Genomic DNA, 12,310 nt, shown 5'->3' on the forward strand with positions numbered 1-12,310 from the left:
TGCGGCCGCAAGGCCCGGGAGGCGACGATGCCCGCGGCACGAGAGCTCCTGCTGGACGCGGCCTTCACGGCCCTCGGCACCCGGCCCTGGCACGGGGTCCGAATGGTCGACGTGGCGGCCGCCGCCGGGGTGTCCCGGCAGACCCTGTACAACGAGTTCGGCAGCAAGGACGGCCTGGCCCGCGCGCTGGTGCGGCGCGAGGCGGAGTCCTTCCTGGCCGGCGTGGACCGGTCGCTGGCGGACGTCGCCGACCGGGGCGACGCGGACGCCGGGGACTGCTGCGCGGCCGCCGCCGTGTGGACGCTGCGCGCCGCGCGGGCCAACCCGCTGGTGCGCGCCGCCCTCACCGGCTGCCGCGGCGAGCGGCTGCCCGCCCAGGCGGCCCCGGCCGTGCCCGTGCCGCGCACCCCGCCGCCCTCCGCGGCGCGGGGCGCCCCGGTGCCCGCCGTGCTGGTGGAGCGCATCCGCGACAGCGCGGCCGAGGCCGTCGGCAGGACGGCCGGGCCGGACGCGGCGGACGCGGAGGCGATACGGCGGGCCTGCGAGGCGGCTGTGCGGGTGACCCTGTCGTACGTGGTCGCCCCGGCCGCGTCCGATGTGGAGGCGGCCGGACAGGTCGCGCGTCTCGTGCGGGCGCTGCTGGACGCTCCCGTGCGCTGAGCCCGGGCGCCGGGCGGCCCCTCGGCGCGCCCCCTCAGTGCACCGAGTCAGTGCGCCGATCCGGAGAGCTGGAGCCCGATCACGCCGACGATCACGAAGGCGATCGAGACCAGCTTGAGGGTGGAGACCAGGTCGTCCAGGAAGACCATGCCGTAGATCGCGGTGCCCGCCGCCCCGATCCCCGTCCACACCGCGTACGCCGGCCCCACGTCCAGCTTCTTGAGCGAGAGCGTCAGCAGGCCGAAGCTGCCCAGGGCGAAAGCCGCGAAGGCGATCGTCGGCCACAACCGGGTGAAGCCGTGCGAGAGTTTCAGACAGACGGCGAAGCCCGTTTCCAGAAGTCCGGCGACCACGACCAGCAGCCACGCCATCAGATTGCCTCCCGTGTCGAGGACCGCCACGCGCGTCCGGTGTGCTGGGTGCACTTGCCGCCGACGGTCATTCGCAAACGTAGGCGATCAATCGCCTTCGCGCCGCTCCCGGGTGGCCAGAAGTCTGCGCAGCGAGTAGAGGCGCTGCGGATCGGCGTGGCCCTCCGCCACCCAGGCGTCCAGCGCGCAGTCCTGCTCGTCGTGGCTGCACGCGCGCGGGCAGCCCTCGGTGCCCGGCTCCAGGTCGGGGAAGGCGTGGATGACCCGGGACGGGTCGACGTGGTGGAGCCCGAACGACCGGACGCCCGGGGTGTCGATCACCCAGCCCGAGCCGTCCGGCAGCGGCAGGGCCAGCGCCGACGTCGTGGTGTGCCGGCCGCGGCCGGTGACGGCGTTGACGTGGCCGGTGGCCCGCTGCCGCTCGACGAGCGAGTTGACCAGGGTCGTCTTGCCGACGCCGGAGTGCCCGACGAAGGCGGTGATCCGGCCGGCCAGCCGCTCCCGGACCCGGTCGGCCGCGGCGCCCTCGGTCAGTTCCTCGCGGTTGGTGACCACGTAGGGCACGCCCAGCGAACCGTAGGACTCCATCAGCTTCTCGGCCGGGGCCAGGTCCGACTTCGTCAGGACGAGCAGTGGTTCGAGGCCCGCGTCGTACGCCGCGACCAGGCAGCGGTCGATCAGCCGGGGACGCGGCTCCGGGTCGGCGAGCGCGGTGACGATGGCGAGCTGGTCGGCGTTGGCGACCACGACCCGCTCGAACGGGTCGGTGTCGTCGGCCGTCCTGCGCAGTACCGAGCGGCGCTCCTCGACCCGGACGATCCGGGCCAGGGTGTCCTTCTTGCCGGTGAGGTCGCCGACCACCGCGACCCGGTCGCCGACCACCGCGCTCTTGCGGCCCAGTTCACGGGCCTTCATGGCCGTGACGGCGCGGTCCTCGACGAGGACGGTCAGCCGGCCGCGGTCGACCGTGAGGACGAAGCCCTCGGTGGCGTCCTCGTGCTTGGGCCGGATGCTCGTCCGCGGCCGGTTGCCCTTGCGGTTGGGGCGGACGCGGACGTCGTCCTCGTCGGTGTGCTTGCCGTAGCGGCGCATGGGTTGTTCCCGGGTCTCTCAGGCTCTCGGTGCCGCCGCCTCCGCGACGGACCCGAGCATTCCGTGCCACAGCTCCGGGAAGTCCGGCAGCGTCTTGGCGGTGGTCGCCACGTTCTCCACCTGGACGCCCGGAACCGCGAGGCCGAGCACCGCGGCGGCGGTGGCCAGCCGGTGGTCCTCGTAGGTGTGGAAGACGCCGCCGTGCAGCGGGCGCGGGCGGATGTGCAGGCCGTCGGCGGTCTCGGTGACGTCGCCGCCGAGCTCGTTGATCTCCTTGGCGAGCGCGGCGAGCCGGTCGGTCTCGTGCAGGCGGAGGTGGGCGATGCCGCGCAGCTCGGACTCGGAGTCCGCGAGCGCGGCGACGGCGGCGATGACCGGGGTCAGCTCGCCGACCTCGTGCAGGTCCGCGTCGAGGCCGGTGATCCGGCCGGTGCCGGTGAAGGTCAGCCCGGCGTCGGTCAGTTCGCAGGTGCCGCCCATGGCGGTGAAGATCTCGCGCAGCGCGTCGCCGGGCTGCGTGGTGTGCTCGGGCCAGTCGGGGATGGTGACCCGGCCGCCGGTGACCAGGGCGGCCGCCAGGAACGGCGCGGCGTTGGACAGGTCCGGCTCGACGACCAGGTCGCGGCCGAGCAGGGCGCTGGGGGAGACCCGCCAGACGTCCGGCTCGCCGCCCGCCTCGGGGGTGTCCACCTGGGCACCGGCCGCGCGCAGCATGTCCACGGTCATGCGGATGTGCGGCAGCGAGGGCAGCGCGGAGCCGACGTGGCGGACCTCGACGCCCTGGTTGAAGCGCGCGCCCGAGAGCAGCAGGGCGCTGACGAACTGGGAGGACGAGGACGCGTCGATCTCCACCGGGCCGCCCTCCAGCGCCCCGGAGCCGTGCACGGTCAGCGGCAGGGCGCCGCGGTCCTGGTCGTCGATGCGGGCGCCCAGGGCGCGCAGGGCGTCGATCACGCCGTGCAGCGGGCGCTCGTAGCTGCGGGGGTCGCCGTCGAAGCGGATCGGGCCGTCGGACAGCGCGGCCACCGGGGGCAGGAAGCGCATGACCGTGCCGGCGTTGCCGACGTCGACCGTGGCCGGGCCGTGCAACTGGGCGGGGATCACGCGCCAGGCCTCGCCGGTGCCGTCGTGGTCGCCTTCGGAGCTGGAGGAGACGGTCTCCTCGATGCCGACGCCCATGGCGCGCAGCGCCTCGGCCATCAGCAGGGTGTCGCGGGAACGCAGCGGGCGGCGCAGCCAGCCCGGCTCGGCGGCCAGTGCGGCGAGGACGAGGCCGCGGTTGGTGACCGACTTCGAGCCGGGCACGGTGACGGTCGCGTCAACGGCCCCGGTCGCGGTCGGAGCGGGCCAGAGGTCGGTGGGCGCGGGGCTCTGGGTCATGCCCTTACCTTACGGCCTCGCCGCCCGCGGCGAACGGGCTCCCCGGTGGAGGTGAACGGACCCCTGACGCCCGTCCACCAGGGTTCACGTCCCGAGCAGCCAGCGCCCGCCGGCCACCAGACAGACCAGCGAGACGAGGTGGAACAGCAGCAGCCAGAGCAGCGGCGGGACGCCGGTCAGCCGGGCCAGCTGGTCGGCGTCCGAGTCCGACGCGTGGCCGTGCCGGCGCTTGCGCTGCAGCTCGAAGGCCGGCCGCACGCCGCCCAGCAGCAGGAACCACACCACCCCGTACGCGAACGCCGCCCGCAGCTCCGCGCCCGCCAGCCACGAGACCAGGGCGAAGGCGCCGCCGGAGACCACCACGGTCAGCACCCCCCAGGCGTTGCGGATCATCACCAGCATCGCCGCCAGCAGCGCGGTGGCACCCCACAGCAGCGCCGTGACGTGCCCGGTGGACAGCGCCCACGCTCCCGCGAGACCGAGCAGCGAGGGGGCCGGGTAGCCGGACGCGGCGGTCAGGACCATGCCGATTCCGGTGGGCCGGCCGCGCGAGACGGTCAGTCCGGAGGTGTCCGAGTGCAGCCGGATGCCGCTCAGCGTCCGCCCGCTGAGCAGCGCCACCAGGGCGTGCCCGCCCTCGTGGGCGATGGTGACGGCGTTGCGCGTCATCCGCCAGACCCGGGGCGGGGCGACGGCGGCGAGGGCGAGCAGCCCGGTCACCACGACGGTCCACAGGGAGGGCCCGGGCTGGGAGCCGGCCAGCCGGTCCCACAGTCCCGCGGTGCTGGTGCTGTCCATGGCTGTGCCGCTCCTCGCACGTTTTTCTGATCTGCGCTGCGTGGTTCGTGCAGAGGGACGGCCGGAACTCGACGGTGGTTCCCCGGGCCGGGGTTCCGGAAGGTTTCATGGACGGGTGGGGCGGATGGGGCACCATGGTCAGCGCGAGGGTGAACCGAGGGGCGGTCGGACATGTGCGGGCGGTACGCGGCGAGCCGGAGGCCAAAGGACCTCGTCGGGCTCTTCGACGTCAAGGTGTGGGAGCCGCGGGAGACCCTGGCGCCCGACTGGAACGTGGCGCCCACCAAGAGCGTCCACGCGATCCTCGAACGCCCCCTGAAGGGGTCCGGGGACCCGCGCCCGGTCCGTCAGCTGCGCACCCTGCGCTGGGGGCTGGTGCCGCCCTGGGCCACTTCGCCGGAGGGCGCCGCCCGGATGATCAACGCCCGGGCGGAGACGGTGCACGAGAAGCCGTCCTACCGGCGGGCCTTCGCCGCGCGGCGCTGCCTGCTCCCGGCGGACGGCTACTTCGAGTGGGTCACCGGCGCGCAGGAGCGCGAACTGGAGGTCCAGGGGCGCAGGAAGCGGCCCAGGAAACAGCCCTACTTCGTCACACCGGCGGACGGTTCCGTGATGGCGATGGCCGGGCTCTACGAGTTCTGGCGCGACCGGACGCTGCCCGACGACCACCCGCAGGCCTGGTGGGCGACCTGCTCGGTGATAACGACCGAGGCCGAACCGGAGCCCTTCGCGGGCGGCGGGACCGAGGGCGGCCCGCGCGCGCTCGCGGACATCCACCCCCGGATGCCGCTCGTCCTCACCCCCGACCGGTGGGCGGACTGGCTCGACCCGGCCCGCACCGACCCGGAGGAGCTGCACCCGCTGCTCGCCCCGCCGCCGCCCGGCCTGGTGCGGGCCCACCCCGTGACGACGGCGGTCAGCGACGTCCGCAACAACGGGCCCGAGCTGCTGACCGAGTTGGCGGCGCCGGAGGAGTCGACGCTGTTCTGAGCCGTACTGTCAGTGGTGCGCGGGAGGATGGACGGGTGAGCACGCAGACCGTACCGACCCCCGCCGGTGACGCCCGCATCCACTGGCACCCCGCCCGCGAGCCCCGCCTCGTCCTCGCCCTCGGGCACGGCGCCGGCGGCGGCGTCGAGGCCCGCGACCTCGCGGCGCTGGCCGCCGCCCTGCCCCCGCGCGGCGTGACCGTCGCCCTCGTCGAACAGCCCTGGCGCGTCGCCGGGAAGAAGGTGGCCCCCGCGCCCGCGACGCTGGACAAGGCGTGGCGCGCCCTGTGGCCCGAACTCGCGGCGCCCGGCCTGCCCGTGGTGGCCGGCGGGCGCAGCGCCGGGGCGCGGGTCGCCTGCCGCACGGCCGCGGAGCTGGGCGCGGTGGCCGTCCTCGCGCTGAGTTTCCCCCTCCATCCGCCGGGGAAGCCGGAACGTACGAGGGCGGAGGAGCTGCTCGGTGCGGGTGTCCCGGTGCTCGTCGTGCAGGGCGCGCGGGATCCGTTCGGGCGGCCCGAGGAGTTCCCGGCGGGCTTCGAGCCGGTGGCCGTGCCGGGCGCGGACCACGGTTTCGCGGTGGCCCGGTCCGCGGGCGTCACCCAGGAGGACGCACTCGCCCTGATCACCGACGCGGTGGGGGACCGGCTCGCCGACCTGCCCTGATCCGGGAATGCGCGGGGGTCCTTCGCTGTTCACGTACTCGTACGACAACGCACCGGCACATGACAAAGGAACGGGAGACCCGCGCAATGGGTTCGATCGCATGCCTGTCCCGCCCGAACACGGCCGACCGGGGCCTGCTGCCCATGGGTATGGGCCGGGCGGCCGCGGCTGGAGCGGCGGGCCTGGCCGATCGTCGTCTATTCTCCGAAACGAGCGGGTCCGACAAGGGCCCGGCCAAGGTTCTGGAGGAGGTGGGTCCGGTCGCGGGTACCGACGCGGGGTCGAACGGCGAGGGGCTCCCTCCCGCCCAGGAGAGCCGGCACGCGGAGAGCACGGCGGAGCGCAACGCGCGCTTCGAGCGTGACGCGCTGACCTTCCTCGACCAGATGTACTCGGCCGCCCTGCGGATGACCCGCAACCCGGCGGACGCGGAGGACCTGGTCCAGGAGACGTACGCCAAGGCCTACGCGTCCTTCCACCAGTTCCGTGACGGCACGAACCTCAAGGCGTGGCTCTACCGCATCCTGACCAACACCTTCATCAACTCGTACCGCAAGAAGCAGCGGGAGCCGCTGCGCAGCGCGTCCGAGGAGATCGAGGACTGGCAGCTGGCGCGTGCCGAGTCGCACATGTCCCAGGGATTGCGGTCCGCCGAGTCGCAGGCGCTCGACCATCTGCCCGACTCCGATGTCAAGGAGGCCCTTCAGGCCATTCCCGAGGAATTCCGGATAGCGGTCTACCTCGCGGACGTCGAGGGGTTTGCCTACAAGGAGATCGCGGACATCATGGGTACCCCCATCGGCACGGTGATGTCCCGTCTCCACCGGGGCCGGCGACAGCTCCGCGGTCTGCTGGAGGACTACGCCCGCGAGCGCGGCCTGGTCCCGGCCGGGGCCGCCGCGCCGAACGGTTCCGACGCGTCGCACAATCGGAAGGGCTCGGACTCATGAGCTGCGGTGACCCGCACGAGACGGACTGCTCCGAAGTCCTCGACCACCTCTACGAGTACCTCGACCGCGAGATGCCGGACGGCGAGTGCGCCAAGTTCGAGGTGCACATCGACGAGTGCTCGCCCTGCCTGGAGACCTACGGCCTGGAGCAGGCGGTCAAGAAGCTCGTCAAGCGCTGCTGCGGTCACGACGACGTCCCCGCCGACCTGCGGTCCAAGGTGATGGGCCGGATCGAGCTCATCCGCACCGGCCAGCCCGTCCCCGAGCAGGACGTGGTGGCCGAGGCCGTCGCCGAGCGCGCCGACGCGCGGGGCGCGGACCGGGACTAGCCCGGAGGCCGGCCCTCCCGTCCCGCCGCGGCCGTTCCCCGCGGCGTTTTCGTGTTTCCCGCGTCTTCGTGGTTTCCGTGGATCAAAACGGCCGTCGCCCGAACGTCACCCGAACGGACGGCGGTTCGGGCGGATGCGGCCGACGCGGGCCGTCGGCCACCCTATTCTCCCCATCCCGGCAGGGAGCTTCGGATGGGGAGGACATGTCATGGAGGCAGTTCCGGTGGCCGCGCGCGGCTGGATCGCGTGCGCCGTGGCCGCGGCGGCCGTGTGCGACGCACCCGCCCTGTGGGCCGGCCGGACCGTCGACTGGGCGACCGCGGCCCTGATCGCCGCCGTCCTCGTCGCCGGCGAACGGCTGCCCCACCGCTCGTCGGTGCTTCCGGTGCTGCTGACCGGAGCCCTTCTCCTGCCGCCGGCCGCCGCCGGACTGGCCGCCGTGCCCGGGGCCCTCGCCGGGCCGCCCGGCGGACGTCCCACGTGGCTGCGCCGGCTGTGGCACGCCGCGCTGTACTCCCTCGCCGCGGCCTGCGCCGCCGGGGTCTTCGCCGGCGCCCGCCACCTCCTGCCGGCCGGCCCGGCGGGGGCGCTGCCCGCCGCGCTCGCCGCCGCGCTGGCGCTGGCCGCCGTCGTCGCCGTCCTCGACGCCGGGGTGCGCGGCGTCCGCCCCGGCCCGTGGCCCGCCGCCCTGGCCCCGGCGCTGGTCCACGGCACCACCGCGCTGCTCGCGGCGGTCCTGTGGAACAGCGTCTACGGGCCGCCGGCCGCGCTGCTGGTGCTGCTCCCCGTCACCCTCTCCCCACGGCTGCTGGACCGTCTCCGCCGGGACCGCGCCGACCGCCGGGCCGCGGTCCACGCGCTGGTGCGGGCGGTGGACCTCAAGGACCACTACACCTGCGGCCACGGCGAGCGCGTCGGGCGGGCCGCGGTGCTGATCGGCCGCGAACTGGGCGTGAGCGGCGAGCGGCTGGAGGCGCTGCGCATCGCCGGCGTCCTGCACGACCTCGGCAAACTCGGCGTCCCCACCCGGCTGTTGCGCAAGGCGGGCCCGCTGACCGCCGAGGAGCGGCGGATCGTCCAGCGCCATCCCGAGTACGGGCACGAGCTGGTGCGCGGCATCGGCTTCCCCGGCGAGGCGCGGGAGGCGATCCTCCACCACCACGAGCGCATGGACGGCACCGGCTACCCGTACGGTCTGACGGGTCATCAGATCCCGGAGGCGGCGCGGATCGTGGCCGTCGCCGACGCGTTCGACGCGATGACCTCCACCCGCACCTACAGCCGCGCCCGCCCGGTCCCCGCCGCCCTCGCGGAGCTGCGCCGCTGCGCCGGTTCCCACTTCGACCCGCGCATGGTCGCGGCGCTGTCCCGGGCGATCGCCCGGGTGGGCTGGGAGACGGTCGACGGGACGTGGGAAACCGCAGTTCCGGACTGCGGAAACGTCCCTCCTGATCACGGTCCGGGCGTACGGCCGGACCGTGCGCTGCCCGCACCCCTCCGCGGGGGCGACCGGTGAGCCTCGCCCGTGCCGTGCACCTGGCCGCGGCCGCCGGCGCGCTGCTCGCGCTGGGCTGGACCGCCCGGCACGGCGTCGCCCAGCCGGGCGTCGCCGTGGCCTACGGCGTGCTGATCGCCGTGGGCGAGGCCATGCGCCACCGGCCGGGAGCGCACGGAGACGTCCGCGAGGCCGCCCCCGTCAGTGCCGCCGGGGCGCTCGCCTACGCCCTCCTCGGCGAGGTCGGCGGCGAGCCCGCCACCCACGGCGTGCCGCAGGTGGTCGCCGTGGTGCTCGGCGCGACCCTGGCCGGCGCCGCGGGCCGCCCGCCCGCGCCCGACCGGCTCGCGCGCCGCATGGCGGGCACCGCCCTGGCCGCCGTCTGCTTCCAGTCGCTGCACTGCGCCGGACCGTGCCCGTACTACGTGCTCTCGCTGCTGCTCCTGCTCGCGCTGACCGCCGTCTCGGACGCCGCGCTGGCCGCCGCGCTGGAGCGCTCCCGGGCCGGCGGCCGCTACGGGGCGGCCCTGCGGGCCGAGCTGCGCGCCCTGCCCGGCGTCGGCCCCGCGGTCTGCGCGACCGGCGTCACCGCCGCGCTGGCGCCGGCCGTCGCAGGACTGTGGGTGCTGCCGCTGTGCTGCCTGCCGCTGCTGGTCGTCCAGCTGTCCGCGCGCCGCCGGGAGGCGGCCCGGAGCACCTGCGGGCGGACCGCCGCCTCGCTGGCCCGGGCGACGGAGCTCGCCGGGTGCACACCCGCCGGTCACGCAGGACGCGTAGCCGGGCTCAGCCGTGCCGTCGGCCGTGAGCTCGGCATGACGGAGTCCGGTCTCAGCGTCGTCGAGTACGCGGCGCTCATGCACGACGTGGGTCAGCTCTCGCTCGTCGACCCGGTGCCCGCCGGGGCCACCGAGCCGCTGCCGCCCGAGGAACGCCGGCGCCTCGCCCGGCTGGGCGGGGCCGTGGCCCGGCTGGCCCCGCTGGAGGGGGCGGACGCCGCCGAGGTCGCGGCCGCGGTGGAGCGCCAGGCCGACCCGTACCGGGAGCAGCCGCTCGCCGCCCGCGTGGTGCGCACGGTCAACGCCTACGAGGACCTCGCGTGCGGGGCGGGACGCGGCCCGGCGGCCGCGCTGGAGCTGCTGCGCCGGGCCGTCTCCGCGGGGAGCCACGACCACGAGCCCCGGGTGGTGGAGGCGCTCGCGCGGGTGCTCGCGCGGGAGGCGCCGGGGCGGGCGGAGGCGTGAGCCGCCCGGCGAGGCGCGGGTACCGCGGCTAACCCACGGGTAATGAGCGGGCGTCCGACGGGGCATGGTTGGATGCGAAGAGAAGAAGAGCGACGAAGAACATGACGAGGACGCGGGAACCGGGGGGTGTCATGAGCGCTGTCGCGGATGTCAGGTCGTGGCGGGCACGGCTCCCCGAGGAGACGACCCGGCTCACGGGCGGGGTCGTGAGCAAGGAGTGGCGGGCCGCCGTCAGGGAGGACGGGGCCGGCCACCTGGGCCATCCGGCGTGGGTGCACGCGGGACGTCGAGAAAACAGCAGGCGGACATCGTGAGGATCTTCGGCAGGGTGCGGCACCGGCCTTCCCCTTCGTGGCGGCAGGCCACCGACCGTGCCTTCACTCTCATCGGCGACGGCCGGTACGAGGACGCCGGCGCGCTGCTGACGCGCGCCGCCGACATGGAGCCGTGGCTGTCCGAGTCGTGGTTCAATCTCGCGCTGCTGCACAAGTTCCGGCACGACTGGGAGCAGGCCCGCGCCGCGGGGCTGCGGGCGGTGGCGCTGCTGGACCGTGAGGCGGGCGCGCCCGACTGGTGGAACGTGGGCATCGCCGCCACCGCGCTCCAGGACTGGCCGCTGGCCCGGCGGGCCTGGCAGGCCTACGGGCTGCGGGTGCCCGGTGAGGGCGGCCCGGCCGGGGAGCCGGCCGGCATGGAGCTGGGCAGCGCGGCCGTGCGGCTCTCGCCCGAGGGCGAGGCCGAGGTGGTCTGGGGCCGCAGACTGGACCCGGCCCGCATGGAGGTGCTGTCCATCCCGCTGCCGTCGTCCGGCCGGCGCTGGGGCGAGGTCGTGCTGCACGACGGCGTCCCGCACGGCGAGCGGGTGACCGCCGCCGGGCCGTCCTACCCGGTCTTCGACGAGATCGAGCTGTGGGCCCCGTCCCCCGTGCCGACCTGGGTCGTCCTCCTGGAGGCCGCCACCGAGGCCGACCGGGACGCCCTGGAGCGGCTGGCCGCCGACGCCGGCTTCGCCGCCGAGGACTGGTCGTCCTCGGTGCGGCTGCTGTGCCGCACGTGCTCGGAGAGCCGGATGCCCAGCGACGAGGGCGACGGCGAGCACCTGGACCCGCACGACCACAGCGAGCCCGGTCACCCCGGCCCGCTCGGCCACCGCACGGCCGGCTCCGGGCTGCTGTGGGTGCCCGAGCGGGAGTGCGGCATCGCGGCGCCCGCCGGGCTGGTGCGCGGCCTGCTGGACGGCTGGGTCGCGGACAGTCCCGACACCCGCGAGTGGCGCGATCTGGAAGAGGTCTGCTGAGCGCCCGGCGGCGTCCCCTTACCCTGGAACGGCCCTGCGGACCCGGGGACGATCCCGGTGGACCCGGGGCCGGCACGGGATCCAGGGGCCGATACGGCATTCGGGTTGTGAGAGAGGCTTACGGCGGTCATGGCGCAGCAAGACACCGACCAGTCGGTGAACGACGAATTCATCGTGGACACCGAGGACTGCGAGGAGCGTGAGACCGCGCACCGGGAGCGGGGCACCTCCCGCCCGATCACCGTCCACGGCAACCCGGTCCTGCACCGGGAGTGCAAGGACGTGACGGAGTTCGACGAGAAGCTGGCCCAGCTGATCGACGACATGTTCGCCAGCCAGCGCACCGCGGAGGGCGTCGGCCTGGCGGCCAATCAGATCGGCGTCGACCTCAAGGTGTTCGTCTACGACTGCATGGACGACGAGGGCGTCCGGCACGTGGGCCACGTCTGCAACCCGGTCCTGGAGGACCTGCCGGCCGACCGCCGGATCCTCGACGACTCCAACGAGGGCTGCCTGTCGGTCCCGACCGCCTACGCGTCGCTGGCCCGCCCCGACTACGCGGTCGTCCGCGGCCAGGACATGAAGGGCAACCCGGTCAGGGTCCAGGGCACGGGCTACTTCGCGCGCTGCCTCCAGCACGAGACGGACCACCTCTACGGCTACCTCTACATCGACCGCCTCTCCAAGCGCGACCGCAAGGACGCGCTGCGGCAGATGGCGGAGGGCACTCCGCGCTATCCCGTGGTCGCCAACGACTGACGGGTCTTCAGTCAGACCGAGCCGGCCGGCCCGCACACCGCATGGTGTGCGGGCCGGCCGCTCTTTTTTCCCAGGAATGTCCGGGAGTAAATCCCGTATTCCTTGGAATGATTTCTTCCAGGGAATCGAACGGTGTAACGCTGTACCAAACGCGGTCAAGTAACGTTCAATGTCCCATTTTTGGGGAATTATTCATGGCTTTACGAAGCGGTAATCCCCGGGTAAAGTAATGGTCTCCAGCGGCTGCGCAGAATACTGCGGACCGCCGGTGTCCCTGCGGCGCTGC

General features: G+C 74.5%; 13 protein-coding genes. 9 read left to right on the forward strand and 4 right to left on the reverse strand.

What is annotated here, in order from left to right:
* Window positions 1-27: 27 nt before the first annotated feature.
* A complete protein-coding gene (locus tag I5Q34_RS15905; RefSeq protein WP_199892823.1) occupies window positions 28-660 on the forward strand; it encodes a TetR/AcrR family transcriptional regulator in 633 nt (210 codons plus the stop codon).
* Window positions 661-707: 47 nt separating this feature from the next.
* Here the strand turns inward: I5Q34_RS15905 and I5Q34_RS15910 are convergent, their stop codons facing one another.
* The 4 genes from I5Q34_RS15910 to I5Q34_RS15925 all read right to left on the reverse strand — a co-directional run bounded on the left by I5Q34_RS15910 (window position 708) and on the right by I5Q34_RS15925 (window position 4,301).
* Window positions 708-1,031, reverse strand: coding sequence for a multidrug efflux SMR transporter (locus I5Q34_RS15910; RefSeq protein ID WP_199892988.1), 324 nt, complete (start codon window positions 1,029-1,031; stop codon window positions 708-710).
* Window positions 1,032-1,118: 87 nt separating this feature from the next.
* Window positions 1,119-2,123 carry a ribosome small subunit-dependent GTPase A gene (rsgA, locus tag I5Q34_RS15915; RefSeq protein WP_199892824.1) on the reverse strand — a complete coding sequence of 335 codons (1,005 nt, stop codon included), beginning with the start codon at window positions 2,121-2,123 and terminating at the stop codon, window positions 1,119-1,121.
* A gap of 18 nt (window positions 2,124-2,141) precedes the next feature.
* Window positions 2,142-3,503 carry a 3-phosphoshikimate 1-carboxyvinyltransferase gene (aroA, locus tag I5Q34_RS15920; protein ID WP_199892825.1) on the reverse strand — a complete coding sequence of 454 codons (1,362 nt, stop codon included), beginning with the start codon at window positions 3,501-3,503 and terminating at the stop codon, window positions 2,142-2,144.
* Between the two features lie 84 nt (window positions 3,504-3,587).
* The gene (locus I5Q34_RS15925) at window positions 3,588-4,301 is read right to left on the reverse strand and encodes a M50 family metallopeptidase (protein WP_199892826.1); all 714 of its coding nucleotides are present in this window, start codon (window positions 4,299-4,301) and stop codon (window positions 3,588-3,590) included.
* Between the two features lie 171 nt (window positions 4,302-4,472).
* Between I5Q34_RS15925 and I5Q34_RS15930 the strand changes: the two genes are divergently transcribed.
* The 8 genes from I5Q34_RS15930 (at window position 4,473) to def (ending at window position 12,024) form a co-directional block, all read left to right on the forward strand.
* The gene (locus I5Q34_RS15930) at window positions 4,473-5,291 is read left to right on the forward strand and encodes an SOS response-associated peptidase (RefSeq protein WP_199892827.1); all 819 of its coding nucleotides are present in this window, start codon (window positions 4,473-4,475) and stop codon (window positions 5,289-5,291) included.
* The gene (locus I5Q34_RS15935) at window positions 5,288-5,953 is read left to right on the forward strand and encodes an alpha/beta family hydrolase (protein ID WP_374193020.1); all 666 of its coding nucleotides are present in this window, start codon (window positions 5,288-5,290) and stop codon (window positions 5,951-5,953) included. The genes I5Q34_RS15930 and I5Q34_RS15935 overlap by 4 nt, the downstream gene beginning before the upstream one ends.
* A gap of 251 nt (window positions 5,954-6,204) precedes the next feature.
* Complete coding sequence (locus I5Q34_RS15940; RefSeq protein ID WP_199892989.1) at window positions 6,205-6,903, forward strand: sigma-70 family RNA polymerase sigma factor; 699 nt, start codon at window positions 6,205-6,207, stop codon at window positions 6,901-6,903.
* Window positions 6,900-7,232 (forward strand): mycothiol system anti-sigma-R factor, encoded by a 333-nt coding sequence (rsrA, locus tag I5Q34_RS15945; protein ID WP_199892829.1) that lies wholly within the window; start codon window positions 6,900-6,902, stop codon window positions 7,230-7,232. The genes I5Q34_RS15940 and rsrA overlap by 4 nt, the downstream gene beginning before the upstream one ends.
* Before the next feature lie 208 nt (window positions 7,233-7,440).
* Complete coding sequence (locus I5Q34_RS15950) at window positions 7,441-8,748, forward strand: HD-GYP domain-containing protein (RefSeq protein ID WP_199892830.1); 1,308 nt, start codon at window positions 7,441-7,443, stop codon at window positions 8,746-8,748.
* Window positions 8,745-9,968, forward strand: a complete 1,224-nt coding sequence (locus I5Q34_RS15955; protein WP_277965660.1) for a metal-dependent phosphohydrolase — start codon at window positions 8,745-8,747, stop codon at window positions 9,966-9,968. Before I5Q34_RS15950 ends, I5Q34_RS15955 begins: the two co-directional genes overlap by 4 nt.
* Before the next feature lie 310 nt (window positions 9,969-10,278).
* On the forward strand, window positions 10,279-11,265 hold the full coding sequence (locus I5Q34_RS15960; RefSeq protein WP_049716869.1) for a tetratricopeptide repeat domain-containing protein: 987 nt from the start codon (window positions 10,279-10,281) through the stop codon (window positions 11,263-11,265).
* A 129-nt stretch (window positions 11,266-11,394) separates the two neighbouring features.
* Window positions 11,395-12,024 carry a peptide deformylase gene (gene def / locus I5Q34_RS15965; protein WP_199892831.1) on the forward strand — a complete coding sequence of 210 codons (630 nt, stop codon included), beginning with the start codon at window positions 11,395-11,397 and terminating at the stop codon, window positions 12,022-12,024.
* Window positions 12,025-12,310: the final 286 nt, after the last annotated feature.

The organism is Streptomyces sp. AV19 (assembly GCF_015999245.1).
Classification (GTDB): Bacteria; Actinomycetota; Actinomycetes; order Streptomycetales; family Streptomycetaceae; genus Streptomyces.

Bases quoted from the DNA above. Each gene is read 5' to 3' on its own strand.
- I5Q34_RS15905 (WP_199892823.1), top strand. From the start codon at position 28: ATGCCCGCGGCACGAGAGCTCCTGCTGGACGCGGCCTTCACGGCCCTC.
- rsrA (WP_199892829.1), top strand. From the start codon at position 6,900: ATGAGCTGCGGTGACCCGCACGAGACGGACTGCTCCGAAGTCCTCGAC.
- rsgA (WP_199892824.1), bottom strand. From the start codon at position 2,123: ATGCGCCGCTACGGCAAGCACACCGACGAGGACGACGTCCGCGTCCGC.
- def (WP_199892831.1), top strand. From the start codon at position 11,395: ATGGCGCAGCAAGACACCGACCAGTCGGTGAACGACGAATTCATCGTG.
- I5Q34_RS15910 (WP_199892988.1), bottom strand. From the start codon at position 1,031: ATGGCGTGGCTGCTGGTCGTGGTCGCCGGACTTCTGGAAACGGGCTTC.
- aroA (WP_199892825.1), bottom strand. From the start codon at position 3,503: ATGACCCAGAGCCCCGCGCCCACCGACCTCTGGCCCGCTCCGACCGCG.
- I5Q34_RS15950 (WP_199892830.1), top strand. From the start codon at position 7,441: ATGGAGGCAGTTCCGGTGGCCGCGCGCGGCTGGATCGCGTGCGCCGTG.
- I5Q34_RS15925 (WP_199892826.1), bottom strand. From the start codon at position 4,301: ATGGACAGCACCAGCACCGCGGGACTGTGGGACCGGCTGGCCGGCTCC.
- I5Q34_RS15930 (WP_199892827.1), top strand. From the start codon at position 4,473: ATGTGCGGGCGGTACGCGGCGAGCCGGAGGCCAAAGGACCTCGTCGGG.